General features: G+C 75.9%; 23 protein-coding genes. 19 read left to right on the forward strand and 4 right to left on the reverse strand.

All coding sequences use genetic code 11. The features are described 5' to 3' along the window. Positions 1–44: 44 nt before the first annotated feature. The 14 genes from ADEH_RS19260 (at position 45) to ADEH_RS19325 (ending at position 14733) form a co-directional block, all read left to right on the forward strand. Complete coding sequence (locus ADEH_RS19260) at positions 45–1886, forward strand: PAS domain S-box protein (RefSeq protein ID WP_011422776.1); 1842 nt, start codon at positions 45–47, stop codon at positions 1884–1886. Next, a complete protein-coding gene (locus ADEH_RS19265) occupies positions 1883–3337 on the forward strand; it encodes a sigma-54-dependent transcriptional regulator (RefSeq protein ID WP_011422777.1) in 1455 nt (484 codons plus the stop codon). Before ADEH_RS19260 ends, ADEH_RS19265 begins: the two co-directional genes overlap by 4 nt. 243 nt (positions 3338–3580) lie before the next feature. Further along, positions 3581–4921, forward strand: a complete 1341-nt coding sequence (locus ADEH_RS19270; RefSeq protein WP_011422778.1) for a cytochrome ubiquinol oxidase subunit I — start codon at positions 3581–3583, stop codon at positions 4919–4921. Positions 4922–4934: 13 nt separating this feature from the next. After that, a complete protein-coding gene (gene cydB / locus ADEH_RS19275; RefSeq protein WP_011422779.1) occupies positions 4935–5984 on the forward strand; it encodes a cytochrome d ubiquinol oxidase subunit II in 1050 nt (349 codons plus the stop codon). 125 nt (positions 5985–6109) lie between these two features. After that, positions 6110–6925: an alpha/beta fold hydrolase gene (locus tag ADEH_RS19280; protein WP_041453708.1), complete on the forward strand. Its 816-nt coding sequence runs from the start codon at positions 6110–6112 to the stop codon at positions 6923–6925. Further along, entirely contained in the window at positions 6922–7710 is a 789-nt protein-coding gene (locus ADEH_RS19285; protein ID WP_011422781.1) for a methyltransferase domain-containing protein, read from the forward strand. The genes ADEH_RS19280 and ADEH_RS19285 overlap by 4 nt, the downstream gene beginning before the upstream one ends. A gap of 69 nt (positions 7711–7779) precedes the next feature. Then, entirely contained in the window at positions 7780–8457 is a 678-nt protein-coding gene (locus tag ADEH_RS19290) for a hypothetical protein (RefSeq protein ID WP_011422782.1), read from the forward strand. A gap of 261 nt (positions 8458–8718) precedes the next feature. Continuing rightward, the gene (locus tag ADEH_RS19295) at positions 8719–9321 is read left to right on the forward strand and encodes an RNA polymerase sigma factor (RefSeq protein WP_232287341.1); all 603 of its coding nucleotides are present in this window, start codon (positions 8719–8721) and stop codon (positions 9319–9321) included. Further along, complete coding sequence (locus ADEH_RS19300) at positions 9318–9938, forward strand: isoamylase early set domain-containing protein (RefSeq protein WP_011422784.1); 621 nt, start codon at positions 9318–9320, stop codon at positions 9936–9938. The genes ADEH_RS19295 and ADEH_RS19300 overlap by 4 nt, the downstream gene beginning before the upstream one ends. Positions 9939–9940: 2 nt before the next feature. After that, positions 9941–10834, forward strand: coding sequence for a hypothetical protein (locus tag ADEH_RS19305; protein ID WP_011422785.1), 894 nt, complete (start codon positions 9941–9943; stop codon positions 10832–10834). Further along, entirely contained in the window at positions 10831–11193 is a 363-nt protein-coding gene (locus ADEH_RS19310) for a glycogen-binding domain-containing protein (RefSeq protein ID WP_041453972.1), read from the forward strand. Before ADEH_RS19305 ends, ADEH_RS19310 begins: the two co-directional genes overlap by 4 nt. A gap of 48 nt (positions 11194–11241) precedes the next feature. Next, complete coding sequence (locus ADEH_RS19315; protein WP_011422787.1) at positions 11242–12138, forward strand: hypothetical protein; 897 nt, start codon at positions 11242–11244, stop codon at positions 12136–12138. Between the two features lie 61 nt (positions 12139–12199). Then, on the forward strand, positions 12200–13975 hold the full coding sequence (locus tag ADEH_RS19320) for a serine/threonine-protein kinase (protein WP_011422788.1): 1776 nt from the start codon (positions 12200–12202) through the stop codon (positions 13973–13975). A 20-nt stretch (positions 13976–13995) separates the two neighbouring features. Next, a complete protein-coding gene (locus ADEH_RS19325; protein ID WP_011422789.1) occupies positions 13996–14733 on the forward strand; it encodes an FHA domain-containing protein in 738 nt (245 codons plus the stop codon). 7 nt (positions 14734–14740) lie between these two features. On the opposite strand, the gene ADEH_RS19330 is transcribed toward ADEH_RS19325, so the two are convergent. Beyond that, positions 14741–15529 (reverse strand): enoyl-CoA hydratase-related protein, encoded by a 789-nt coding sequence (locus ADEH_RS19330; RefSeq protein ID WP_011422790.1) that lies wholly within the window; start codon positions 15527–15529, stop codon positions 14741–14743. Then, positions 15526–15738 (reverse strand): acetyl-CoA carboxylase biotin carboxyl carrier protein subunit, encoded by a 213-nt coding sequence (locus ADEH_RS19335; RefSeq protein ID WP_011422791.1) that lies wholly within the window; start codon positions 15736–15738, stop codon positions 15526–15528. The genes ADEH_RS19330 and ADEH_RS19335 overlap by 4 nt, the downstream gene beginning before the upstream one ends. A 142-nt stretch (positions 15739–15880) precedes the next feature. Between ADEH_RS19335 and ADEH_RS19340 the strand changes: the two genes are divergently transcribed. Further along, positions 15881–16354, forward strand: a complete 474-nt coding sequence (locus ADEH_RS19340) for a PaaI family thioesterase (RefSeq protein ID WP_011422792.1) — start codon at positions 15881–15883, stop codon at positions 16352–16354. Between the two features lie 102 nt (positions 16355–16456). Here the strand turns inward: ADEH_RS19340 and ADEH_RS19345 are convergent, their stop codons facing one another. After that, the gene (locus ADEH_RS19345; RefSeq protein ID WP_011422793.1) at positions 16457–17299 is read right to left on the reverse strand and encodes a response regulator; all 843 of its coding nucleotides are present in this window, start codon (positions 17297–17299) and stop codon (positions 16457–16459) included. 268 nt (positions 17300–17567) lie between these two features. Here ADEH_RS19345 and ADEH_RS19350 point away from each other — a divergent pair, with 268 nt between their 5' ends. Beyond that, positions 17568–18341: an SDR family NAD(P)-dependent oxidoreductase gene (locus ADEH_RS19350; protein WP_041453710.1), complete on the forward strand. Its 774-nt coding sequence runs from the start codon at positions 17568–17570 to the stop codon at positions 18339–18341. An 85-nt stretch (positions 18342–18426) separates the two neighbouring features. Here the strand turns inward: ADEH_RS19350 and ADEH_RS19355 are convergent, their stop codons facing one another. Further along, the gene (locus ADEH_RS19355; RefSeq protein ID WP_011422795.1) at positions 18427–20055 is read right to left on the reverse strand and encodes an OmpA family protein; all 1629 of its coding nucleotides are present in this window, start codon (positions 20053–20055) and stop codon (positions 18427–18429) included. 237 nt (positions 20056–20292) lie between these two features. On the opposite strand from ADEH_RS19355, the gene ADEH_RS19360 reads away from it, so the two are divergent. The 3 genes from ADEH_RS19360 (at position 20293) to ADEH_RS19370 (ending at position 23651) form a co-directional block, all read left to right on the forward strand. Beyond that, positions 20293–21648: a TrpB-like pyridoxal phosphate-dependent enzyme gene (locus ADEH_RS19360; protein ID WP_011422796.1), complete on the forward strand. Its 1356-nt coding sequence runs from the start codon at positions 20293–20295 to the stop codon at positions 21646–21648. A 225-nt stretch (positions 21649–21873) separates the two neighbouring features. After that, positions 21874–22839 (forward strand): ABC transporter substrate-binding protein, encoded by a 966-nt coding sequence (locus tag ADEH_RS19365; RefSeq protein ID WP_011422797.1) that lies wholly within the window; start codon positions 21874–21876, stop codon positions 22837–22839. 2 nt (positions 22840–22841) lie between these two features. Continuing rightward, on the forward strand, positions 22842–23651 hold the full coding sequence (locus ADEH_RS19370; RefSeq protein WP_011422798.1) for an ABC transporter permease: 810 nt from the start codon (positions 22842–22844) through the stop codon (positions 23649–23651).

The following is a 23651-nucleotide window of genomic DNA, read 5'->3' on the forward strand; positions in this document are numbered from 1 at the left end:
TTTGACCTGCTCCCGCGGCGCCTGCGGCGGTACCATCGCGCCGGATGGCCGCCGCACCCGCCCCCGAAGCCGCGCCCGCGCCGGCGCGCGCCCCGCTCCGCGTCGCCGCGCCCGCCGACCTCGAGCCGATCGGCGAGGCGCTCGCGGCGCTCGGCATCGGCCTCACGCTGGTGGACCGCGAGATGCGGGTCCAGCTCGCGAACGCGCTCGTGCGCGAGCAGGCGTCCGAGCTGTCCTGCGGCGCGGACCACTGCTTCTCCGCGCTGTGGCGCAAGGCGCAGCGCTGCTCCGACTGCCTCCCGCTCCTCGTCTTCCGCACCGGCGAGCCGCAGGAGGGCCTGCGCGAGCGCGGCCGCCCGGGCGCGGCGCCGGAGGCGTGGCGGGTGCGCGCCGTGCCGGTGCTCGACGCCGAGGGGCGCCTGGCCTGGGTGGCGGAGTCCTTCATCCGGCTCGCCTCGCTCGCGCCCGACCTGGCCGGGCGCGCCCCCGCGGCCGAGGCGGGCGCCGCCGCGCTGGTGGTGATCGACCGCGAGGAGCGCATCGTGTCCTGGAGCCCGGCGGCGGCCGCGATGTTCGGGTTCCCGCTGGAGGAGGCGCTCGGGCGGCGGATCGACCTCATCGTCCCCGAGGACCGGGTGGACGAGGAGCGGGCGCGCGCGGCCCGGGTGGCCGCCGAGGGGCGCGCCCCGCGCACGGAGACGGTCCGGCGGGCCCGCGACGGGCGGCGCGTGCCGGTGGCGGTCTCGGCGGTCGCGCTGCGCGACGAGGCGGGCGCGCTGGTGGGCCGGACCTGCGTCATCGAGGACCTCTCCGCGCTGCACCAGCTCCGTGGCCAGGTGCGCGCGCAGGAGCAGCTGCTCGCCCACATCACCCGCGAGGCGGCGGACGCGATCGTGGCGGTCGATCTCACCGGGAACGTGACCAGCTGGAACCGCGGCGCGGAGCAGCTCCTGGGCTGGTCCGCGGCCGACGTCACCGGCCAGCCGCTCACCCGGGTCGCGCCCGCGGCGCCGGTGGCGCGGCTGCTGGAGCGGGCGGTACAGCGCGGGGCGCAGCGTGGGGTGCGGATGGAGTGGCGCGACGCGACGGGCGCGCCGGTGCCGGTGGACGTCTCGGCGGCGGCGCTGGGCGGCGAGCGCGCGCCGAGCGGCGTGGCGCTGGTGGCGCGGGACCTCTCGGCGCAGGTCCGGCTCGACCGGCAGCTGGTGCGCTCGGAGAAGCTCGCCATGGTGGGCAGCCTGGCGGCCGGCCTGGCGCACGAGATCGGGACGCCGCTCAACGTGATCAGCGCGACGGCCGAGTTCCTGCTGCCCGACGCCGGCGGGGAGGCGCGCGCCCAGCTCCGCGGCATCGTCGCCGAGACCGAGCGCATCAGCCGGCTGGTCCGCGACCTGCTCACGTTCGCGCGCGCCACCACTCCCGGCAAGACCGCCGTGGCGCTGCCCGGCGCCGTCGCGCGGGTGCTGTCGCTCCTGCGCATCACGCTGGAGCGCCGGCGCGTGCGCGTCGAGACCCGGCTCCCGGACGACCTCCCCGAGCTGCACGCCGACCCGGACGGCCTGCACCAGATCCTCCTCAACCTGGTGGTGAACGCCTCGCAGGCCGTGGCCGAGGGCGGGCGCGTGGTGGTGGCGGCGCGCGCGGTCGAGGAGGACGGAGAGCGCTCGGTGCAGCTCGAGGTGCACGACGACGGGCCGGGCGTGCCGCCCGCGCTGCGCGAGCGCGTCCTCGACCCGTTCTTCACCACCCGCGCCGAGGGCACCGGGCTCGGCCTGGCGGTGGTGGCGCGCATCGTCGCCGACCACGGCGGCGACCTCCGGGTCGGCACCGGGCCGCTCGGCGGCGCGTCGTTCACCGTGCAGCTCCCGGCCGAGGAGGCGCGATGAGCGCGGCGACGGCGGAGGCGGCGGCGCCGCGCGCGGGCGCGCTGCGGGTGCTGGTGGTCGAGGACGACCCGCGACTGCTCGACATCCTCACCCGGCACCTCGACCGCATGGGCTACGCGGTGCGCGGCGCCGGCGGCGCGGCGGCGGCGCTGCAGCTCCTCGAGGCCGCGCCCGCCGACGTGGTGCTCTCCGACGTGCGCATGCCGGGGATGGACGGGCGCACGCTGCTCGCGGAGGTGCGGGCGCGCCACCCGGACGCGAAGGTGATCCTCATGACCGCGTTCGGCAGCGTGGACGACGCGGTCGAGGCGATGCAGGCCGGCGCCTACAGCTACGTGGTGAAGCCGTTCAAGGTGGAGACGGTCGCGGCCGTCCTGCGCAACGCGGCCCGCGAGCTGGAGCTGCACCGCGAGGTGGACGGGCTGCGCCGCGCCGTGGAGGAGCGCTTCTCCGCCGACCGGCTCATCGGCGGCTCCGCCCGGATGCGCGAGGTGCGCCGGGCGCTGCGCGAGGCGGCGGAGGTGGGCGCCACGGTGCTCCTCACCGGCCGGAGCGGCACCGGCAAGGAGATGGCCGCCCGCGCCATCCACTACGGCGGCCCGCGCGCCGCCGGCCCGTTCGTGCCGGTGAACTGCGCGGCCATCCCCGAGCCGCTGTTCGAGAGCGCGATGTTCGGCCACCGCCGCGGCGCGTTCACCGGCGCGGTCGAGTCCCAGGCCGGCCTCGCGGAGCAGTCGTCCGGCGGCACGCTGTTCCTCGACGAGGTCGCCGAGATCCCGCCCTCGCAGCAGGCGAAGCTGCTCCGCATGCTGCAGGAGGGCGAGGTGACGCCGGTGGGCGCGGCCCGGCCGGTGAAGGTGGACCTGCGGGTGGTGGCCGCGGCGAACCGCGACCTCGAGCAGATGGTGGCGAAGGGGACGTTCCGCGAGGACCTGTTCTACCGGCTCAACGTGCTGCGCATCGAGCTGCCCACGCTCGCCGAGCGCGCCGAGGACGTGCCGGCGCTGGCGGAGCACCTGCTGCTCGGGATCGCGCGCGGCCACGGCGTGCCCGCGCTGGGCTTCACCCCCGAGGCGCTCGCCGCGCTGGAGCGCCACCGCTGGCCGGGCAACGTGCGCGAGCTGCGCAACGCGGTGGAGCGCGCGCTGCTCGCCGCGCGCGGGCGGCGCATCGACGTCGCCGACCTGCCCGCGGCGGTGCGGGCGCCGGCGGGGGCCGAGGCGGCGGCGCCGACCGCCGAGGGCGGGCTCACGCTCGCCGAGGTGGAGCGCGCGCACGTCGAGAAGGTGCTCGCGATGGTCGGCTGGAACCGCTCCCTGGCGGCGCGGCTGCTCGGCATCGACCGCCGCACGCTCTTCACGAAGATCCAGCGCTACGGGCTCATCGGCCCGCTCCGCCCGGGCCCGGGCGGCGCCGGCCGCGACGACGACGACGACGACGCGCCCGCCTGACGCGCGCCAACGTACAAGTCGATCCCACCGCCCCCCGCGCAAGCCCGCCCCACCCCCCGGCCGCCGCCGCTGCGCGCCCGCGCGCAGGGGCGCAGCCCCGCGGCGCGGCACGCGATTCCGGCGCGGCGCGCCCGGCGGCGCGGGTGGCACCCCGGTTGCTGAAGCCGCCCCCCGGCGCCCGCGCGGCGGGCCCCGGCCGTCCACGGTGGACGCCCCGGGCCGCGCGCCGGCGAAGGAGGCTCCATGGACGCTCTCACCCTCGCGCGGCTCCAGTTCGCGGTGACCGCCGGGTTCCACTTCCTGTTCCCGCCCATCACCATCGGCCTGGGCTGGCTGCTGGTGCTGGCGGAGTGGTTCGGCTGGAGGAAGCAGGACGCGGTCTACGTCGAGGTGGCGAAGTTCTTCGGCAGGCTGTTCGCGATCACGTTCGCGGTCGGCGTCGCCACCGGCATCGTGATGGAGTTCCAGTTCGGCACGAACTGGTCGGCCTACTCGAAGTTCGTCGGCGACATCTTCGGCGCGCCGCTCGCCGCCGAGGGCGTGTTCGCGTTCTTCCTCGAGTCCACCTTCCTCGGCCTCTACCTGTGGGGCCGCGGGCGGGTGTCGAAGGGCCTGCACTGGTTCTCGGCGCTCATGGTCGCGGTCGGCGCCACGCTGTCCGCGTTCTGGATCATCGTGGCGAACTCCTGGCAGCAGACGCCCACCGGCTACGTGGTGCGGAACGGCCGCGCCGAGCTGGTGGACTTCTGGGCGGCGGTCTGGAACCCGTCCACGCTCCCGCGCTACTTCCACACGGTGGTGGGCGCGCTGGTGGTGGGCGCGTTCGTGATGGCCGGGGTGGCCGCCTGGCACCTGCTCCGCGACCCCGGGTCGGCGTTCGCGCGCAAGGCGATGAAGCTGGCGGTGGCGTGGGGCCTGGTCGTCTCCTGCCTCGAGGTGATGCCGTTCGGCCACCTCCACGCGCAGCAGGTCGCGCGCACGCAGCCGGAGAAGTTCGCGGCCATCGAGGGGCTGTACGCCAGCCAGACCGGCGCGCCGCTGGTGCTGTTCGCGGTGCCGTTCTCCGAGCCGCCGCGGCTGAAGGGCACGCTCGAGATCCCGGGCCTGCTCTCGTGGATGGCGTTCGGCGACACCGGCGCCCACGTGCAGGGCCTCGACCAGTTCCCGCCCGAGAACCGGCCGCCGCTCTGGCTCACCTTCGTGTCGTTCCACAACATGGTGGCCCTGGGCGTGTGGTTCATCGCCATCATGGCCTGGGCCGCGTGGCAGTGGTACCGTGGCCTGCTCTGGACCGACCGGCGCACGCTGCGCGCGCTGCTCTTCTCCCTGCCGCTGCCGGTGGTGGCCTGCCAGCTCGGGTGGGTCGCCGCCGAGGTCGGCCGCCAGCCCTGGATCGTGTACGGCCTGCTGCGCACCGGCCAGGCCCACTCGCCCACCGTGACCGCCGCGGAGATCGCGTTCTCGCTGGGCCTGTTCGGCCTGGTGTACCTGGCGCTCGGCGCGCTGTGGCTGACGCTGATGGTGAAGAAGGCGCGCGTCGCGCCTCGCCTCCCCGCCGCCGAGCGCGCGCGGGCCGCCGCCTGAGAGGAGACCGACCATGGATCTCAACGTCATCTGGTTCGTGCTGGTGGGCGTCCTCATCGCCGGGTACGCGGTGCTCGACGGGTTCGACCTCGGCGTGGGCGTGCTGTCGCTGTTCGCCCGGGACGAGGAGGAGCGGCAGGTTCACGTCAAGGCGATCGGCCCGGTGTGGGACGGCAACGAGGTGTGGCTGCTCACCGGCGGCGGCGCGCTGTTCGCCGCGTTCCCGGTGGTCTACGCCACGGTGTTCAGCGGCTTCTACCTCGCGCTCATGCTGCTGCTGCTCGCGCTCATCGCCCGGGCGGTGGCGCTCGAGTTCCGCTCGCAGCTCGACGGGGCGGCCTGGCGGCGCGGCTTCGACCTCGCGTTCGGCGTCGGCAGCCTCCTGCCCGCGGTGCTGCTCGGGGTGGCGGTCGGCAACGTGCTGCGCGGCGTCCCGGTGACCGCCGCGCAGGAGTGGGCGGGCAGCTTCCTGGGCCTGCTCCACCCGTACCCGGTGCTGGTGGGCCTGGTGTCGCTCTCGATGTTCACGCTGCACGGCGCGCTCTGGCTGCGCCTCAAGGCCGAGGGCGCGCTCGAGGCCCGCATGGCCCGCTGGGTCCCGCGGCTCTGGGGCGCCTTCGCCGCCACCTACGCGATCGCCACCGCCGCCTCGCTGGTGGAGGCGCCGCACCTGTTCGCCGGCGCGCTCGCGAACCCGCTGTTCCTCGCGCTGACGCTGCTGGTGGTGGCGTCGATCGGCGCGATCCCGGTGCTGAGCCGCCGCGGCGCCGCCGGCAAGGCGTTCCTCGCCTCGTCGCTGGCCATCGTCTCGATGATCCTGGTGGCGGCGGTCTCGATGTTCCCGCGGCTCGTGCCCTCCTCCATCGACCCGGCGTACGACCTCACCGTCTACAACGCGTCCTCGTCGCCGCGGACGCTGGCGGTGATGCTGGTGATCGCGCTCGTCGGGATGCCGCTCGTGATCGCCTACACCGCGCTCGTCTACCGCGTGTTCCGCGGCAAGGTCCGCCCCGGCGCCGGCGGCCACTACGGCGACGCCGTGAGCGGCGTCGTCGCGCCCTAGGGGACGTCCCCGCCCCGAAGGCCCGGCGGCCCCCCTTCCGCCGGAACCGCCGCCTCGTCAACCGTGACCTCCGGGCACGGTTGACGAGGCGGTCCTCGCTGCTATCCTGCGCGTCCCGGCCAGCGATGCCCCTCCTCCTCACCGACAGCGGCGTGCGCCTCGCGTACGCGGACCGCGGCGCCGGTGCGCCGCTCGTGCTGGTCCACGGCTGGTCGCTCTCCTCCGCCGCGTTCGACGGGCTCGCCGCGCGGCTCCCCGGGCGCCGGCTGATCATGCCCGACCTGCGCGGCCACGGCGGCTCCGACCCGGCCGCGTTCGCGCTGGAGGACCTGGGCCGCGACCTCGCGCTGCTGCTGGATCGCCTCGGCCTCGAGGGCGCGGTGCTGGCGGGCTGGTCGCTCGGCGCGCAGGCCGCGCTCGCCGCGCTCCCCGCGGTGCGCCGGCGGCTCGCCGGGCTGGTGCTGATCTCCGGGACGCCGCGCTTCACGATCGGTGACGGCTGGCCGCACGGCCAGCCGGCCCAGGCGCTGGAGGTGCTCGCGCACCGGGTCCGCCGCGATCCGGCGCGCGCGGCGGCCCGCTTCTTCGACGGGATGTTCGCGCCCGGCGAGCTCGACGGGCCCGCCGCCCCGCGCGCGAGGGCGCTCCGCGCCGCGATCCCGGCGCCCTCCGCCGCCGCGGCGCTGGCCGGCCTCGCCGCGCTCGCCGCGGCCGACCTCCGGGCCGGCCTCGCCGCGATCGACCTGCCCGCGCTCGTGATCCACGGCACGGCCGACCCGATCTGCCCGCCGGGCGCGGGACGGGCGCTCGCGGCGGGCATCCCGGGCGCGCGCCTCGCGCTCCTCCCCGGCGCCGGCCACGCGCCGCACCTGACGCGCCCGGACGAGGTCGCCGCGCTGCTCCGGGCGTTCCCCGCGGCGGCCGGGGTGGTGGCCGCGTGAACCGCGTGGACAAGCGCCGGGTGGGCGCCGCGTTCTCCCGCTCCGCCGCGGCCTACGACGCGCGCGCCGCGGTCCAGCGGGAGGTGCAGGATCGGGTCCTGGCGCTGGTCGCGGAGGCCGCCCCGGACGCGCGGCGCGTGCTCGACGTCGGCGCCGGCACCGGCGCGCTGCTGGCGCGGCTGGCCGCGGCGCGCCCCGGGCTGCGGCCCGCGGCGGTGGACCTCGCGCCGGGGATGGCGGCGGCGGCGCGCGCGCGCCTGCCCGGCGCCGCGGTGGCGGCCGGCGACGCGGAGGCGCTGCCGTTCGGCGACGCGCGGTTCGACCTGTTCCTCTCCACCTCGGCGTTCCAGTGGCTGCCGCGGCTCGAGCCGGCGTTCGCCGAGGCGCGCCGGGTGCTCGCGCCGGGCGGCCTGCTCGCGGTGGCGCTGTTCGGCGCCCGCACGCTGCACGAGCTGCGCGGCGCGTGGCGCGACGCGGCCGGCCCGGGCCCGGGCGAGCGGACCCACCGCTTCTTCGACCGCGGCGAGGTGGCCGCGGCGCTCGCCGCGACCGGGCTGCGGGTCCGCGCGGTGGTCGAGGAGGAGCGCCGCGAGCGCCACCCGGACGCGCGCGCGGTGCTGCGCGCGCTGAAGGAGATCGGCGCGGGCCCCGCGGTGCCCGGCGCGCGCGGGCTGGGTGGGCGAGGCGCGACGCTCGAGCTGCTCCGGCTCTACGAGGCCCGCCACGGCGGCCCCGCCGGCGTGCCCGCGACCTGGCACGTGGTGTACGCGCTCGCGCAGCGCTGAGCGCACGTGTGGGCGCTACACCCAGCGCGGCACCCTGCCGGCCGGCGGCCGCCGCGCTACCCTCTCGCGATGCCCCGCGCCCGCCGCTTCCCCGCCGCCGTGCTCGCCGCGCTCGGCGCCGCCGCGCTCGCCGCCGCGCCCGGGATCGCGAGCGCCGCCGAGGACGCGCCCGGCGAGGACGTCCCCGCGCCGGGGCGCGGCGCGGCCGGGCCCCTCCATCGCGCGCCCTGGTACGTGGGCTTCGGCCTGGGCTACGGGACGGGGACGGTCGGCGCGAGCGGCGATCGCCGCACGTTCCGCGACCTGGTCGGCGGCACCTCCACCTCGTTCGCGGCGCAGCTCGAGGCCGGCGCCACGGTAGGCGCCCGCACCCTGCTCGGCGGCGAGCTGCTGGTCGCCGGCGCCGCCGCGCACCCGGACGATCCGCTGCTCGGCCGCACCACGCGCACGCTCCGCGTCGCGAACCTCGACGCGGTGCTCACGTTCTTCCCGCTCGGCGACGGGCTCTTCTTCCGCGCCGGCGCCGGCGCGTCGCGGCTCTCGCTCTCGGTGCGGTCCGCCTCGGGCAGCGACGGCGAGGCCCACCTCGGGACGAACGTGCTCGGCGGGATCGGGTACGCGTTCCGGATCGGCCGCCGCTTCAGCCTGAGCATGAAGCTCGACGGCTCGCGGCAGTGGTACCGGGGCGCGGCCGGGCCCGGCACGTCGCGGTTCTGGGCCGCCTACGGCGGCTTCGCCTGGTACTGATCGTCCCGCCGGAGCCGGCCGGCCCGCCCCGTCTCCCGGCCGCGGGACAGCGGTCCCGCCCCGCCGCCCTCGACGTGGGGATGCGGCCAGGGCCGAGCACCTACCCGCCCTGACCGGCTCGCACCCGATACCGTCGCGTCGCGCGTTCACGGCCCTTTCCGCCCCATGTCTCCCGCGCTAGTGTTCGCTCGTTGCGCAGCCCGATGGTCGAAGGGGGATCCCATCGCTCGCCTGGCAGAGAGACTCGCGCTCGCCGCTCCCGTGACGTCGCAGGCCGAGATCGAGGCCGACGTCCTCGACCTCGCCGACGCCGCGGACCACGACGCGGTCGAGCGCACGCTCGCCGGCGACACCGACGCGTTCGCCAGCGTCGTCCGCCGGTACGCCGGCGGCCTGGTCGGGACCTGCAGCCGCATGGTGGGCGACGCCCGCCTGGGCGAGGAGCTCGCGCAGGAGGCGCTCGCGCGCGCCTACACGCGCCTCGCCTCGTTCCGCGGCGACTGCCGCTTCCGCCACTGGCTCTACCGCATCGCCGTGAACGGCTGCCGGGACTGGCTGAAGGCCGGCGCGCGCGCGGAGCGCGCCAGCGATCTCTCCGGCGACGAGCTGGTGAGCGCGGTGGACCCGGAGCGCGACGCCGCCGCCCGGCAGGCGGTGCTCGCGCTGCAGAGCGCGCTCGCCGCGCTCCCGGCCAAGTACCGCGAGGCCTTCACGCTGTTCCACGTCGAGAACCTTCCCTACGAGGAGATCGAGGCGGCCACCGGCGTCCGCGTGAACGCGCTGAAGGTGCGGGTGCACCGCGCCCGCATCATGCTGCGCGAGCGCCTCGGCGACCTGCTCGATCCGGACGAGGTGCTGCCGTGACGGAGCGCGAGCTCCAGGACCTGCTGGACGGCCGCCCCGGTCCGCTCGCGGCGGAGCGGCTGCTGTCGTCCCTGCCGCCGGAGGAGCGCCAGGCCGCGCTCCGCCTGGTGGCGCTCTCGCGGCTGGCCGGCGCCGGCGCGCGCCCCGCGCCGTCCGACGACTTCGTCCAGCGCACCATGGCGCGCGTGCGCGCCAGCCGCCCGCCGCGGCGGCGGCCGCTCCTCGCCTGGCTGACCGGCCCCCGCCTCTCGCCGCTCGGCGCGCTGGGCGGCGCGGCGGCCGCGGCGTTCCTGGCGGTGGCGGTGGCCCGCTTCCCGGCGCCGCCCGGCCCGGAGGCCGCGCGCGCGCCCGAGGCGCCGGTGGTGCTGGCGCGGCTCGCGCTGGCGGCGCCCGGCGCGCGGGTGGTGCGCGTCGCGGGCGACTTCAACGGCTGGAAGCCCGAGGTGACGCCGCTCCGGCGCGGCCCCGACGGCGTGTGGACGGTGGAGGTCCCGCTCCGGCCCGGGCGCCGCTACGAGTACATGTTCGTGGTGGACGGCTCGTGGACCACCGACCCGGGCGCGCGCGCCCTCGCCGACGACGGCTTCGGCGGAAAGAACGCCATCCTGGACCTGTAGGCGTGCTCGCGCCGAGCCTCGTCGCCCTCGCGCTGTGCTCGGCCGCGCACGGCGCCAACGGCCGCCTGGTGCTCTCCGCGCGCGCCGGCGCCGGCTGGGCGAGCGACACGTACCTGGGCGCGGAGATGGGCGGCGGGGCCTTCGCCGAGGTGGCGCCGGCCGCGCGGCTGGACCTCTCGCTGGTGCCGCGGCTGAAGCTGGACGCCACCGGCGAGGTCTCGCTCGCGCGCTACCAGGCGGGCGGCTTCGGCGCCGTCTCGGAGGCCGCCGGGGTCCGCACCCGCTGGCTCGGCGAGGGATGGGAGGCGTCGCTCGCGGCGGCCGCCGAGCACGCCTCGTTCTCCTCCGGCGTCCCGCTCGGCGACCTCGCCGCCGGGCCGCAGGTGGACGCCACCACGGCGGCGCTCCTCACGCCGCAGCTGCGGGTGCGGACCGGGCCGGTCGCGCTGCGCGCCGCCGCCACCGGCACGCTGCGCGCGTCGCGCGCCTCCGGGGACCGGGTGGGCGAGCGCGGGATCGCGGCGCTCGCCGCGGTGGAGTGGGCGCCGTCGCGGCGCGCGGCGGTGGAGCTGTCGCTCCGGCACGAGCGCGTGGCGAGCGAGGTCCCCGAGTTCGAGCTGCGCGCCTGGGGCGGCGCGGCGAGCGCGCTGATCCGCCCCGCCGGCGCGCTCGAGGCGTCGGCGGTGGCGCAGGCGCACCGCGCCGCGCTGCACGGCGGCGTGGACGAGACGGTCTGGCGCGCCACGCTGGACCTGGCGCACCCGGCCGGCCCGGTGTGGCTGGTCGTGTCCGGCGGCTGGGCGCGGAGCGCGACCGGCGGCGCCGAGCGCGCCGTGGCCGACCGCGCGGCGGTGTTCGCGGGCGTGCGCGGCAGCGCGAGGGTGCTCTCGTGGTGAGCGGGCGCCGCCGGCTCGCGGCGCTCGCCCTCGCGGCCTTCGCCGGCGCCTGCGCGCCGCGTGCGACCGTCCGCGCGCCGGGGCAGGCGTCCACGCAGGGTGCTCCCGCGCCCACCGTGTTCGCCTTCCGGGGACCCGCCGACGCGGTCGCGCTGCGCGGCACCATGACCGGGTGGGACGCGGTCCCGCTGGAGCGCGAGGGCGATCGGTTCGTGCTCGCGATATCGCTCGCGAGCGGTCGATACGAGTACCGCTTCGAGGTGCGCCGCGGCGCCGAACTGCGTATCGTCCTCCCGGAGGACGCCGAGCGGGTGGACGACGGCTTCGGCGGCGAGAACGCGGTCCTCCGCGTCCCGTAACCGCGTGCTCCGACGCTCGTCGAATCGGGTGGTGCGGACGTCGGCAGAATGGAGACACCGTCGGTGATCGTCGCGCTCTTCCTCACCTCCCTGCTCGGCGTCCCGGCGCCGTCCGCGCCCTCCACGCCGGACCCGGTCCAGTCGGCCGCCGCGGCGGGCGTCCCCGCCGCGCTGGCCCGCGACGTGGCGAGCCGGGCCGCCGCGCGCGGCCTCGAGCCGGAGCGGGCGCTCGCGCCGGTGGTCGAGGCGGCCCGCGCCGGCCTGCCCGGCGAGGTGGTCGCGGCGAAGATCCTCGAGGGCCTGGCGAAGGGCGCGCCGCCGGCGCGCGTGCTCGAGGTCGCCGCCGAGCTGGGCGGCCGCCTCTCGCGCGCGGCGGCGCTGGTGGCGCAGGCGCGGGCCTCGGGGCTGCCGCTCCGCGGCGACCGGGCCGCGGCGCTCGCCGACCTGGCCGGCGCGCTCGGCGCGGGCGTGCCGCCGGACGCGGTGCTGCAGCTCGTGGACGCGGCCCGCGGCGCGGCCGGCGGGAGCTGCGAGGCGGTGGTGGCGGCGGCGCGCACGCTGGGTGAGCTGGCCCGGCGCGGCGTGCCCGTGCGCGACGCGCTCCCGCTCGGCGCGGCGCTGGCGCAGCGCGCGCCCGCGTCCGCCGGCGAGGTGGCCGCGCTGTACGAGGCGTACCGCGCCGAGGGCGGCCGGGACGCCGCGGCGTTCCTGGCCGAGGCGGAGCGCCGCGTCGAGGCCGGCGCCGCGCTGCAGGGCATGGTGGACACCTTCGGCGACTCGCCCGACCACCTGGTGCGCGCGCGCAGCCGGGCCGACGAGGCCGCCGCCGGCGGGCTCGACAAGGCCGCCGAGCACGTCCGCAGCGCGCGCGAGGGCGTGGGCCCCGGGTCGCCGCCCGGCCTGGAGCGCCTGCCGCCCGGCCGTGGGCCGAAGAAGCCCAAGTAGGACTGCCGCGCACCGGTCGGTCGCCTTGTGGTCCCCCGAGGGGGCGGGCTAACATCCCGCCGTGGTCGAGGCCGCCCCTTCCATCCCGACGGACTTCAAGCCGCACCTGTTCGGCAAGTTCTTCCTGCTCCAGCGTCTCGCCATCGGCGGGATGGCCGAGATCTATCGCGCCCGCGTCCCGGGCGCGGGCGGGTTCGAGAAGGAGCTGGTGGTGAAGCGCATCCTGCCCGCGCGCGCGCAGGATCACGGCTTCATCAAGATGCTGGTGAACGAGGCGAAGCTCACCGTCCAGCTCACCCACTCGAACATCGCCCAGGTCTACGAGTGCGGGAAGATCGACGGGAACTACTTCATCTCGATGGAGCTGGTGAACGGCGTCTCCCTCAAGGAGATGATGCAGGCGTTCGCCCGCGCCGGCGCGCAGATCTCGCCCGAGCAGGCCATCTACATGGTGCTGCAGCTGCTCACCGGCCTCGACTACGCGCACAAGAAGACCGACGCGCAGGGCCAGCCGCTGCAGATCGTCCACTGCGACGTCTCGCCGGACAACGCGCTCGTCTCCTGGGAAGGCGAGATCAAGCTGCTCGACTTCGGCATCGCGCGCGCCGCCACCGGGCTGTCGAACTACAAGGAAGGCATGCTGATGGGGAAGCTCGGGTACGTCGCGCCCGAGCAGGCCTCGCTGGAGCGGCGCTGGGACCACCGGGTGGACCTGTTCGCCGCGGGGATCCTGCTGTACGAGCTGCTCACCAAGCAGAAGCCGTTCCCCAAGGCCACCGACGTCGAGTCGCTCGTCGCCGCGCGCAAGGCGCGGGTGGTGCCGCCCACCTCCATCGACCCGCGCCTGCCCAGGGAGATCGACGCCATCGTGGCGCGGGCGCTCGCCTACGATCCCGACGAGCGCTTCACCGACGCGCGCGCGTTCGCGGGCGCGCTCGTGGACGTGCTCTTCCCCACCCCGCAGTCGTCCATCCAGGACCTGCTGGGCAAGCAGATGCAGCAGGTGTTCGCCGAGAAGATCGCGCGGCAGCGTAGCGCGCGCGCCCACGACCCGCTCATCATGAAGGTGCTCTCCAACCTCGCCGAGAAGCAGCAGGCGCAGGCGGAGTACGAGCGGCTCTCGGCCACCACCCCGGCGGCGGGCCTGCCCGCCGCGGCGGGCTCCGGCGCGTCGCCCTTCGACCCCATCGCGCCGCTCCCCGCGGACGTGCTCCCCGCCGCCGAGCCGGCCCGGCCCGCGCCGCGCAAGGCGCGCAGCCACCGCCCGCCGCCGCGCGAGGGCATCCGGCTGCGCACGGCCGTGCTGATCGGCCTGGTGCTCGCGGTCGGCGGCGCCGCCGGGCTGCACTACGCCGAGACCTGGCTGCGCACCGGCGTCCTGGTGGTCACCTCCGAGCCCCCCGGCGCCGAGGTCACGCTGGACGGCGTCCGCTCCGGCGCGACCACGCCGGCGGTGCTGGAGGGGCTGGTCCTGTCGAGGCCGCACCAGGTCGCGCTGGATGGGCCGGGCGTGCGCGCGGTCACGATGGACCTGGCGCCGGTGCCGGGCACGCTGGTGCGCCGCGTCCACGCCCGGCTCGAGACCGCGCTCGGCGCGGTCACCATCGAGAGCGAGCCGGCCGGGGCCGAGGTGCGCCTGGACGGGCGCGTGGTGGGCCGCGCCCCGGTGACGGTGCTGGGCGTGCGCCTCGACGAGCGGCACCGCGTGGACCTCACCCTGCCCGGCCACGAGATCGACCAGTTCGTGGTGCTGCCGGAGAAGGACGGCACGCGCTTCACCCGCAAGCTGGGCCGCAGCGATCAGCCCGAGCCGCGCGGGAAGGCGATCGGGCCGTAGGCCCGGGGGATCGGCGCGCGATGAAGCTCGTCATCGAGGACGCCGAGGGGACGCGTTCGGTGGTGCCGTTCGAGGGCGACGAGGTCACCGTCGGCCGGGCCGCGGAGGGCAACACCTTCCACATGGCCGACCGCGACGTGTCGCGCCGCCACGCGCGCTTCGTCCGCGCCGGCGGCGGGGTCTTCGTCGAGGACCTGGGCAGCCTGACCGGCACGCGCGTGAACGGCGAGCGGATCTCCGCGCGGAGGCGGCTGCGCGAGGGCGACCTGGTCGAGATCGGCGCCTACGACCTCGCGCTGCTGCCCGACGTGGACGCGGCCGGGGCCGGCGCCCCGCCGCCCATCCCGCACGGCGCGCGCACGCCCGACCCGTCCGCGGGCCGCCGCACGCCGGACCCGCGGGCGACCCCGCCGTCCGGCCGCCCCACGCCGCAGGGCCTGAGCGCGCCGATCTTCGCGACGCCGGCGGCGCCCGCGCCCGCCCCGGCCGCCGACGCGCCGCCGGCCCCGGCCGCCCGCGCGCCGGCCCCTGCCCCTGCCCTTGCCTCCGCGGCCGCGGCACCTGCCGCCGCGGCGCCCGCGCCCGCCGTCCCGGCCGCGCCGCCGGCCGCGCGCCCGGCCCCCGGCGCCGGGCGGACGGTCGCGCTGGCGGTGATCGCGGGCGCGGTCGCGCTCGCGCTGGGGCTCGCCGCCGGCTGGATGGTGGGCCGGCTCGGCGCCGCGCCCGTCGAGCCTCCCGGCGCGCCCGCCGCGCGCTAGGGTCCCTTCACTCGCCGCGGAAGCGCGGCGGCCGCCGCTCGGCGCGCGCCTGCCGCGCCTCGCGCATGTCGGCGCTCTCGAACGCGCGGCGCCGCAGCCCGGCGATCTCCTCGCGCTCCCGCTCCGAGAGGCCGCGCTCGTGCGTGCCCTCCAGCAGCTGCAGGATCCGCTTCATCCCCTGCACCGCCAGCGGCGCGTTGCCGGCGATCTCGTCGGCGAGCGCGAGCGCCACCGCCTCGGCCCCGGCGGCGGGCGCCAGCCGGTTCACCAGGCCCCAGGCCAGCGCGGTGGCGGCGTCCACCGGCCGGCCGACCAGGAACAGCTCGCGCGTGCGCGCCGCGCCCACCAGGCCGAGGAAGCGCCCGATCCCGCCCTCCGGGTAGACCACCCCGAGCTTCGCCGGGGGCAACCCGAGCAGCGCCCCCTCGCGCGCGACGCGCAGGTCGCAGGTGGCCGCGAGCTCCAGCCCGCCGCCGAACGCGCTGCCGTTCAGGAACGCCACCGTCGGGCAGGGCACCGCCGACAGCGCGTCCGCGGCGCGCTCCACCGCCTCGTCCGGGCGCAGCCCGGCGCGCGAGGTGCGGCCCATCTCGGCGAGGTCGAACCCGGACGAGAACGCGTCCTCGCCCGCGCCGCGGAGCAGCAGGCAGCGCACCCGGTCGCGGGCGGCGGCGCCGCAGGCCTCCTCCAGCTCGTCCAGCGCGCGGAAGTCGAGCGCGTTCCGCTTGGCGACGTTGTCTACGACGAGGACCCGGACCAGGCCGCGGTCCTCGGTGCGGACGCGCCGGCCGGTCATCCGACGACCAGCAGCACGTCACCCTCGGTGACCGACTGGCCCTCGCGGCAGCGCACCTCCTGCACCGTGCCGCCGTCCTCGGCCTCGAGCGGCATCTCCATCTTCATCGACTCGAGGACCACCAGCACGTCGCCGGGGCTGACCGGGTCCCCGGGCTTCTTCTCGATCCTCACCACGGTGCCGGTGATGTGCGCGGCGACGTTCGCCATCGGTGTCTCCGTCTCGGGCGCCGGACGTGGGCGCGTGCGGGCCGAAGGTAGCTTGCCCGCCCGGACCCGGCAACGGGCACGGTGGGCGGCTATCCTCGGGAGCCTGGGCCGCGCCAGGCCCGCCACCACCCCGGGAGCCGCCATGTCCGACGCCGCCGAGCCCAGCCTGCAGGAGCGCTACGCCCCCCGGAACGCCTGCTTCGGCTGCGGCCCGGCCAACGCGAAGGGGCTGCGCGTGCGGAGCTTCGAGCGCGGGGACGAGGTCGTGGCCGAGTGGCAGGCCGAGAAGCACCACGAGGCGTTCGAGGGCATGCTCTCCGGCGGCATCACCGGCACGCTGCTCGACTGCCACTCCAACTGGACGGCGGCGGTGCACCTGATGCGCAAGGCCGGCCTGGACGCGCCGCCCTGCACCGTGACCGCGGACTTCCACGTGACCCTGCTCCGGCCGACGCCCACCGGCGGCCCGGTGAGGCTGGCGGCGCGGGTGGTGGAGTCCGGCGCGGACCGCGCGGTGGTGGAGGCGACGCTGACCGCGGAGGGGAAGGTGCGGGCCACCTGCCGCGGCACGTTCGTCGCGGTGAGGGAGGGCCACCCGGCCTATCACCGCTGGTGAGCGCCCGCCGCCCCGGCGCGCCGGCGGCTCCGCGGCCGGAAAGCGAGAGGGCCCGCCGTGGCGGGCCCTCGAGCGCTGGAGGCGTCGTCCTGCTGCCCCCGTTCACCGGCGGGAGGCCGGTTTCGCGTCTGGCCGATCAGTGCCCACCTCGGCGCCGGCCGTCAACGCCTCCCGGCGGGCCTCCTCGCGCGGGGGAGCCGCCTGCGGGCGGGCCGTCCGGCCTTCCAGCAGGGAGCGGACCGCGCCGGAGAGATCCTGGTAGCTCACCGGCTTTCGCAGGAACAGCGAGACGCCGAGGCCCGAGAGCCGCTCGCGCTCCTGCTCGCCGCCCGCGGTGATCACCACCACCGGCAGGTGCGCCAGCGTCGGCTCGGCCCGGATCCGCTCGACCAGCGTGATGCCGGACACGATCGGCATGAAGACGTCCGTCACCACCACGTCCACCGCGGGCGCGCGGAGCAGCCGGTCGAACGCCGCGGCGCCGTCGCTCGCCACCTCGATGCCCAGGCCCGGGACGTGCTCGGTCTCGGACAGCCGGCGCAGCGCCGCCGCGTACATGGTGGCGACGAGCGCGTTGTCCTCCACCAGCAGGATCCGGAACGAGGGGTCCGGGTGCCGCGCCCCGGCGACCCGCCGCGCGACGTCGGCGAGCCGCGCGCGGTCCTCGGGGCGATCGTCGGGGACGCGCACCGCCACGCCCGCCGGCGAGCCGTCGGAGCCGTCGCGCCGGCGCACCACCTCGATCTGGAGCTCGACCGGCTCGAGGAGCTGCGGGAACGAGAGCACCAGCGTGACGCGCTCTCCCGCCTCGAACGAGCGCTCGGTCCGGATGAACAGGCCGCCCGCCGAGAGGTTCTCGGTGTAGTCGAGCACGTTCTCGGCGCCCAGGTACTGGACCGCCAGGATCAGCGGGAACCTGGGGTGCGCGCGCCGCTCGCCGTCCATCGCCGCTCCTCCTCCGCGCCGCACGCCGGCGGGACCTCCGTGACGCTCGCCTACTGTAGCGCTTCGCCCGCGGCTCCGCGCCTTCCCGGCCGCGCACCGCCGTGCACCATGAGGGCGCGACGCGCAGAGGTGTGACGTCGTCGGTGCGCCGCGGCGCCGGGATCGTGCGGGCGGGTGTGCGGCCGTGCGGCGCGCACGCCGGAGGTTGCACCTGCCCTCGCGCCGCCGCTATCGTCGGAGGGCTCGCGCGGGCGAGCGGGAGGCGGTCATGGCCGGCATCGAGGGGCGCGTGGCGCTGGTCACCGGCGGCGGTCGCGGCATCGGGCGCGCCATCGCGCTGGCGCTGGCGCGCGCGGGGGCGGACGTGGCGGTGGCGGCCCGCAGCGTGCCCGAGCTCGAGGCGGTGTCGGCGGAGGTGGCGGCGCTCGGACGCCGCACCCTGTTCCTGCCGCTCGACGTCTCGGATCGCGCGCAGCTCGCCGCCGCGCCGGCGGCGGTGGCCGCGGGGCTCGGCCCGGTGGACGTGCTCGTCAACAACGCCGGCATCCACGCGAGCGCGCCGCTGCAGCGCATGGACGACGAGACCTGGGACGCGCTCCTCGCGGTGGACCTCACCGCGCCGGTGCTGCTCACCCGCGCGTTCCTCCCGTCGATGTACGACCGGGGGTACGGCCGCGTGATCAACGTCTCGTCGGTGGCGGGCCGGATCGGCCTGAAGTACGGCTGCGCCTACTCCTCGGCCAAGCACGGGCTCATCGGCTTCACCCGGAGCCTGGCGCTCGAGGCGGCGCGCAAGGGCGTGACGGTGAACGCGATCTGCCCGAGCTGGACGGAGACGCGGATGCTCGACGAGGCGGTCGAGGACATCGCCCGCGCCACCGGCCGCACCGAGGCGGAGGCGCGCGCGGCCATCCTGAGGGCGAACCCGCTGGGCCGCGCGGCGCTGCCGGAGGAGGTCGCGGAGGCGGCGGTGTTCCTCGCGCTGAACGGCGCGGTCACCGGCCAGGCCATCCACGTGGACGGCGGCGAGGTGATGGCCTGAAGACGGCGAGGCCGGGCGCGCCAGCGGCGCGTCCGGCCCCGGTGGGACGCCGCCGCCCGTGCGGGCGGCGGCCCCGGTCGATTCGCTACGGGTTCGCGTTCTGGATGGTGAACTCGACCCGGCGGTTGGCCTCGCGGCCCTTGGCGGTCTTGTTGGACTCGACCGGGCGATCCGGGCCGAAGCCCTTCGCCTCGAGGCGCGACGCGTCCACGCCCTTCGAGACCAGGTAGTCCTTCACCGACTCGGCGCGCTTCTGCGAGAGCGCCCGGTTCGTCGCGGCGGAGCCGGTGCTGTCGGTGTGGCCCTCGATCGTCACCACGCCCACCTGCGGGTTGGCGGCGACGAGCTTCGCCACGTCGTCGAGCAGCGCGTTGGACTGCGCCTTGATGGTGGCCTTGCCGGTGTCGAAGTAGACCTTCTCCTTGATGTCGATCTTGCCGGCCTTGATCTCGGCGCGCTCCGGCGGGCAGCCCTGGTTCTCGGGGATGCCGGGCTTGTCGGGGCAGCGGTCCTTGTCGTCCGGCACGCCGTCCTTGTCGGAGTCCTTCGGGCAGCCCTGGTTGTCGGTGGCGCCGGGCACGCTCGGGCAGCGGTCCAGACGATCCGGCACGCCGTCACGGTCGGTGTCCTTGTCCGGGCAGCCCTGGTTCTCGGCGACGCCCTTCTCGAGCGGGCAGCGGTCCTGGCCGTTCGGGACGCCGTCGCCGTCGTCGTCCAGCGCCGGGCACTGCTCCGGGGTGTGCGCCTGGCCGGCCGCGCAGGGATCCGGCGGCGGCGGGGGCGGCGGCGGGGCGGCCTTCTTGCCGCCGATGAACGCGAAGCCGAGCAGGCCGCGGTAGGTGGGCGTGCCGGGGGACTCCATGAAGCCGGGGCCGCCGAGCGCGTAGATCTCGCCCTCGCCGAACGTGTAGCGGACGCCGGCGAGCAGCTCGGCGCTCTGCGACAGGCCGTCGAAGTTGAACGCGCCGCGCGCGGTGAGCTCGGCGCGCAGCTTGCCGGTGGTGGCGACGCCGAGGCCGCCGAGGACCTCGTGCGAGAGCTTCTCGCCGTTCGTCAGCTCCACGTCCTTCGTGCGGAGCTGGCCGCCCGCGTCCGCCATCAGGCGGAGGCCGCCGAACGTCTTCCCGACCTCGAGGCGCGGCGCGATGATGAAGCCCTTCTCGCCGCCGTAGTCCACCTTGTCGGTCCAGGGGAACACGACCTCGACGGCGATCGCGCTCGCGAGCGGCGCGCCGGTCCGCTCGCTGCTCATGCCGTAGCGGAGCATGGCGGACGGGGCGGCGATGCCGCCCTGCGTCGGGTGGTTGATGCTGGTCTCGCCGCGGACGTGGTTCTCGGCGTACTGGTAGGCGACGGCCGGCACGTGGAGGCCGAGCTCGAGGCGCTTCCAGAGGTTCATCGCCAGGTTGAGGTGGATGGTGGCGCGCTCGCGGAGGAGCTGCGTCTCCTTGGTGCCGTCCGCGAACAGGCCGCGCCCGCGGAGGTCGCCGTTCGTCAGGAGCACCATCGGCGACCGCTCGTAGTGGCCGGTGAGCGCCGCGCGGAACTGGCCTTCCTCGAGCACCTCGCCGTCACCGAGGACGAGCGAGCCGTGCGCCGTCGGATCGAGGCGCAGGCGCTGGCTGTCGATCGCCGGCCTGAAGTTCTGGGCGCTGGCCGGGCCGGCGAGCGCCAGCACGGCTGCCACCGCCATGAAGCGGATACAGCGTGTCATGTGATACCCCCTGAATGGGCGGAGAAGAGTCCCCCCGGGACCTCGAATGGACGACATTGTGCCACCTCCGGAGGACACGGCGCTGCCAATCGCGCTACGCACCTGAGGGGGGCGACCCTTTCGCGCCGCGAGGCATCGCGCCGCCTTGACGCCCCTATCGGGCTCTGGGCTAATGATCGGTTTCTCGCGCCGCGCCCCCGGGCCTGCGGCGCCGGCCATCCCTCCTGCGAGGCGCGAATGCAGACGAAGTTCCTGCTCGGCGAGAACCAGATCCCCACCCACTGGTACAACGTCATCCCGGACCTGCCGGAGCCGCTGTCCCCGGTGATCCACCCCGCCACCGGCAAGCCGGCCAGCCCGGACGACCTGGTCCGGATCTTCCCGCCGCAGCTCATCGAGCAGGAGGTCTCGACCCAGCGCTGGATCCAGATCCCCGAGCCGGTCCGCGAGATCTACCGGCTGTGGCGGCCGGCCCCGCTGTTCCGCGCGCACCGCCTGGAGAAGGTGCTCGGGACGCCGGCGCACATCTACTACAAGTACGAGGGCGTCTCGCCGGCCGGCTCGCACAAGCCGAACACGGCGGTGCCGCAGGCCTACTACAACAAGCTCGCCGGCACGAAGCGCCTCGCCACCGAGACCGGCGCCGGGCAGTGGGGCTCGTCCATCGCCCTCGCCGCGCAGATGTTCGGGCTCGCCTGCACCGTCTACATGGTGAAGGTGTCGTACGGCCAGAAGCCGTACCGCCGCAGCATGATGCAGCTGTGGGGCGCGGAGGTGATCCCGTCGCCGTCCGACCGCACCGCCGCCGGCCGGGGGATCCTGGCCGAGGATCCGCAGAGCCCCGGCTCGCTCGGCGTGGCGATCTCCGAGGCCGTCGAGGACGCGGTCACCCACGAAGACACGCGCTACGCGCTGGGCAGCGTGCTCAACCACGTCTGCCTGCACCAGACGGTGATCGGGCTGGAGGCGAAGGAGCAGCTGAAGCTCGCGGGCGAGTACCCCGACGTCGTCATCGGGTGCCACGGCGGCGGCTCCAACTTCGCCGGCATCGGCTTCCCGTTCCTCGCCGACAAGGCCGCCGGCAAGGACGTGCGCATCCTCGCCATCGAGCCGTCGTCCTGCCCCACGCTCACGAAGGGCGCCTACACCTTCGACTACGGCGACACCGCGAAGATGGCGCCCATCATGCGGATGTACACGCTGGGTCACGACTTCATGCCGCCCGGCATCCACGCCGGCGGCCTGCGCTACCACGGCGCCTCGCCGCTCGTGTCGCAGCTCGTGCACGCGGGCCTGGTGGAGGCGCGCGCGGTCGGGCAGCTCGCCTGCTTCGAGGCGGCGGTGCAGTTCGCCCGCGCCGAGGGGATCATCCCCGCGCCGGAGTCCTCGCACGCGATCCGCGGCGCGGTCGAGGAGGCGCTGCGCGCGAAGGAGGAGGGGAAGGAGCGGGTCATCCTCTTCAACCTCTCCGGCCACGGCCACGTGGACATGACGTCGTACGACCAGTACCTCTCCGGGAAGCTCGAGGACTTCGAGTACCCGGAGGAGAAGGTGCGCGCGTCGCTCGCGCACCTGCCGAAGGTCGAGCTGTAGCCAGGACCGCCGGGCCGCGCGGCCGCCGCCGCGCGCGCCCGGTGAGGCGGCGCGCGAGCGCGAGCGCCGGGGGAGCACCCTCCGTGCGACGACCCAACCGAGATCGAGCGCCCCGGTGACACCCCCGCAGGCGCCCGGTTAGGTTCATGCGTCCGTCGTTCGACAACTGTCCGTGAACATCACCGCGGCGCGCCCCCCCAGCCCGCCACGACGTCCGGAGGTCCCATGGTCCGCATCGCCGCCCTCGCGGCGCTGCTCGCGCTCGCGAGCGGCCCCGCCCGTGCCCAGGAGACGGTCCGCCTCGGCAACCTCAAGTTCGCCCACTACGGCGCGGTCTCCTACATGAAGGAGCACTGCAAGAAGTTCGGGCTGAACGTGGAGGAGATCGTCTTCCCGAAGGGGATCGACATCTTCCCCGCCATCGTGAAGGGCGAGGTGGATCTCGCCGCCAGCGCCGCCGACGCCGCCATCGCGAACCGCTCCGGCGGCGGCCAGGTCTACGTGGTCGCCGGCTTCGCCAAGGGCGGCGCCCGCCTGGTGGCCGCGGTGGACCAGGACATCACCAAGGTCGCCGACCTGAAGGGCAAGAAGGTGGGCGTGGCCCGCGGCGGCGCGCAGGAGCTGCTGCTCCTCGCCGAGCTGTCCAAGGCCGGCCTCACCTGGTCGGACCGGCCGGGCAAGGACGTGCAGATCGTCTACATGGCGTTCGCCGACCTCAACCAGGCGCTCATGCAGAAGCAGATCGACGCCATGTGCCAGTCCGAGCCGCAGTCGTCGCAGGCCATCAACAAGGGCTTCGGCAAGGAGGTGCTGAAGCCGTACGACACGCCGCTCGGCGAGCCGGTCCGCGTGATGGTGATGACCGAGAAGCTCTACAAGGAGCGGCCGCAGGTCGCGCAGAAGGTGCTCGACTGCTTCGTGGACGCGACCAAGTACTTCATCGACAACCCGAAGGCGGCCGAGAAGTACGTGGTCGAGCAGATGTTCAAGGGCCAGATCACGCCCGCGGACTACCGGGACGCGATCTCCAACTCGCCCTTCTCCTACGACGTCACCGCCGAGCACATCCAGATCACCACCGACCTGATGGCGAAGTACGGCGTCGGGAAGATGCAGAAGCCCCCGAAGGCCACCGACTGGGTGAAGACCGACCTGCTGCAGCACGCGAAGCAGAAGGCGGGCGTGAAGTAGCGATGAAGGGCGCGCTCCGACTCGCACGGTCGCTGGCCGTCCCGGTGATCTTCCTGGCCGCCTGGGAGGGCGTCTCCCGGGCCGGCTGGGTGTCCCCCATCGTCCTCCCCGCGCCGTCCCAGGTGCTGCTGCGCTGGATCGCCTACGCGCGGCCGTTCGAGCCGTACGCGGGGGGCAACTGGCTGGCCTGGGCCTTCTCGGGCGAGCTCCCGCACGACGCGCTCACCAGCCTGTACCGGGTGGTGGGCGGGTTCGCGGTGGGCGCCGGGCTGGCGCTGCCGCTCGGCCTGCTCATGGGCTCGCGGCCGGTGGTGTACGAGCTGATGAACCCGCTCGTGCAGATCCTCCGGCCCATCCCGCCCATCGCCTACATCCCGCTCGCCATCCTCTGGTTCGGCCTGGGCGACCCGCCGGCGTTCTTCCTCATCTCGCTCGGCGCGTTCTTCCCGGTGCTCATGAACACCATCGCCGGCGTGCGGAACGTGGACGCCATCTACGTCCGCGCCGCGCGCAACCTGGGCGCGTCGGAGTGGACGCTGTTCTGGCGCATCATGGTGCCCGCCGCCATGCCGTACATCCTGGCCGGCGTGCGCATCGGCATCGGCGTCGCGTTCATCGTGGTGATCGTGGCGGAGATGATCGCGGTGAACGCCGGCCTCGGCTACCGCATCCTCGAGGCGCGCGAGTACTTCTGGTCCGACAAGGTGATCGCGGGGATGATCTCGATCGGCATCGCCGGCCTGGGCATCGACCTGGGCATGAGCCGGCTCAACGGGTGGCTCCTGCGGTGGCACCGGGGGATGGAGGGATGA

Origin of the sequence: Anaeromyxobacter dehalogenans 2CP-C, assembly GCF_000013385.1 — a bacterium.
GTDB lineage: Bacteria > Myxococcota > Myxococcia > Myxococcales > Anaeromyxobacteraceae > Anaeromyxobacter > Anaeromyxobacter dehalogenans_B.

Coding starts and splice junctions, on each gene's coding strand:
- ADEH_RS19350 (WP_041453710.1), top strand. CDS start 17,568: ATGGCCGGCATCGAGGGGCGCGTGGCGCTGGTCACCGGCGGCGGTCGC.
- ADEH_RS19355 (WP_011422795.1), bottom strand. CDS start 20,055: ATGACACGCTGTATCCGCTTCATGGCGGTGGCAGCCGTGCTGGCGCTC.
- ADEH_RS19325 (WP_011422789.1), top strand. CDS start 13,996: ATGAAGCTCGTCATCGAGGACGCCGAGGGGACGCGTTCGGTGGTGCCG.
- ADEH_RS19270 (WP_011422778.1), top strand. CDS start 3,581: ATGGACGCTCTCACCCTCGCGCGGCTCCAGTTCGCGGTGACCGCCGGG.
- ADEH_RS19340 (WP_011422792.1), top strand. CDS start 15,881: ATGTCCGACGCCGCCGAGCCCAGCCTGCAGGAGCGCTACGCCCCCCGG.
- ADEH_RS19345 (WP_011422793.1), bottom strand. CDS start 17,299: ATGGACGGCGAGCGGCGCGCGCACCCCAGGTTCCCGCTGATCCTGGCG.
- ADEH_RS19365 (WP_011422797.1), top strand. CDS start 21,874: ATGGTCCGCATCGCCGCCCTCGCGGCGCTGCTCGCGCTCGCGAGCGGC.
- ADEH_RS19335 (WP_011422791.1), bottom strand. CDS start 15,738: ATGGCGAACGTCGCCGCGCACATCACCGGCACCGTGGTGAGGATCGAG.
- ADEH_RS19360 (WP_011422796.1), top strand. CDS start 20,293: ATGCAGACGAAGTTCCTGCTCGGCGAGAACCAGATCCCCACCCACTGG.
- ADEH_RS19265 (WP_011422777.1), top strand. CDS start 1,883: ATGAGCGCGGCGACGGCGGAGGCGGCGGCGCCGCGCGCGGGCGCGCTG.
- ADEH_RS19370 (WP_011422798.1), top strand. CDS start 22,842: ATGAAGGGCGCGCTCCGACTCGCACGGTCGCTGGCCGTCCCGGTGATC.
- cydB (WP_011422779.1), top strand. CDS start 4,935: ATGGATCTCAACGTCATCTGGTTCGTGCTGGTGGGCGTCCTCATCGCC.
- ADEH_RS19315 (WP_011422787.1), top strand. CDS start 11,242: ATGGAGACACCGTCGGTGATCGTCGCGCTCTTCCTCACCTCCCTGCTC.
- ADEH_RS19260 (WP_011422776.1), top strand. CDS start 45: ATGGCCGCCGCACCCGCCCCCGAAGCCGCGCCCGCGCCGGCGCGCGCC.
- ADEH_RS19290 (WP_011422782.1), top strand. CDS start 7,780: ATGCCCCGCGCCCGCCGCTTCCCCGCCGCCGTGCTCGCCGCGCTCGGC.
- ADEH_RS19280 (WP_041453708.1), top strand. CDS start 6,110: ATGCCCCTCCTCCTCACCGACAGCGGCGTGCGCCTCGCGTACGCGGAC.
- ADEH_RS19330 (WP_011422790.1), bottom strand. CDS start 15,529: ATGACCGGCCGGCGCGTCCGCACCGAGGACCGCGGCCTGGTCCGGGTC.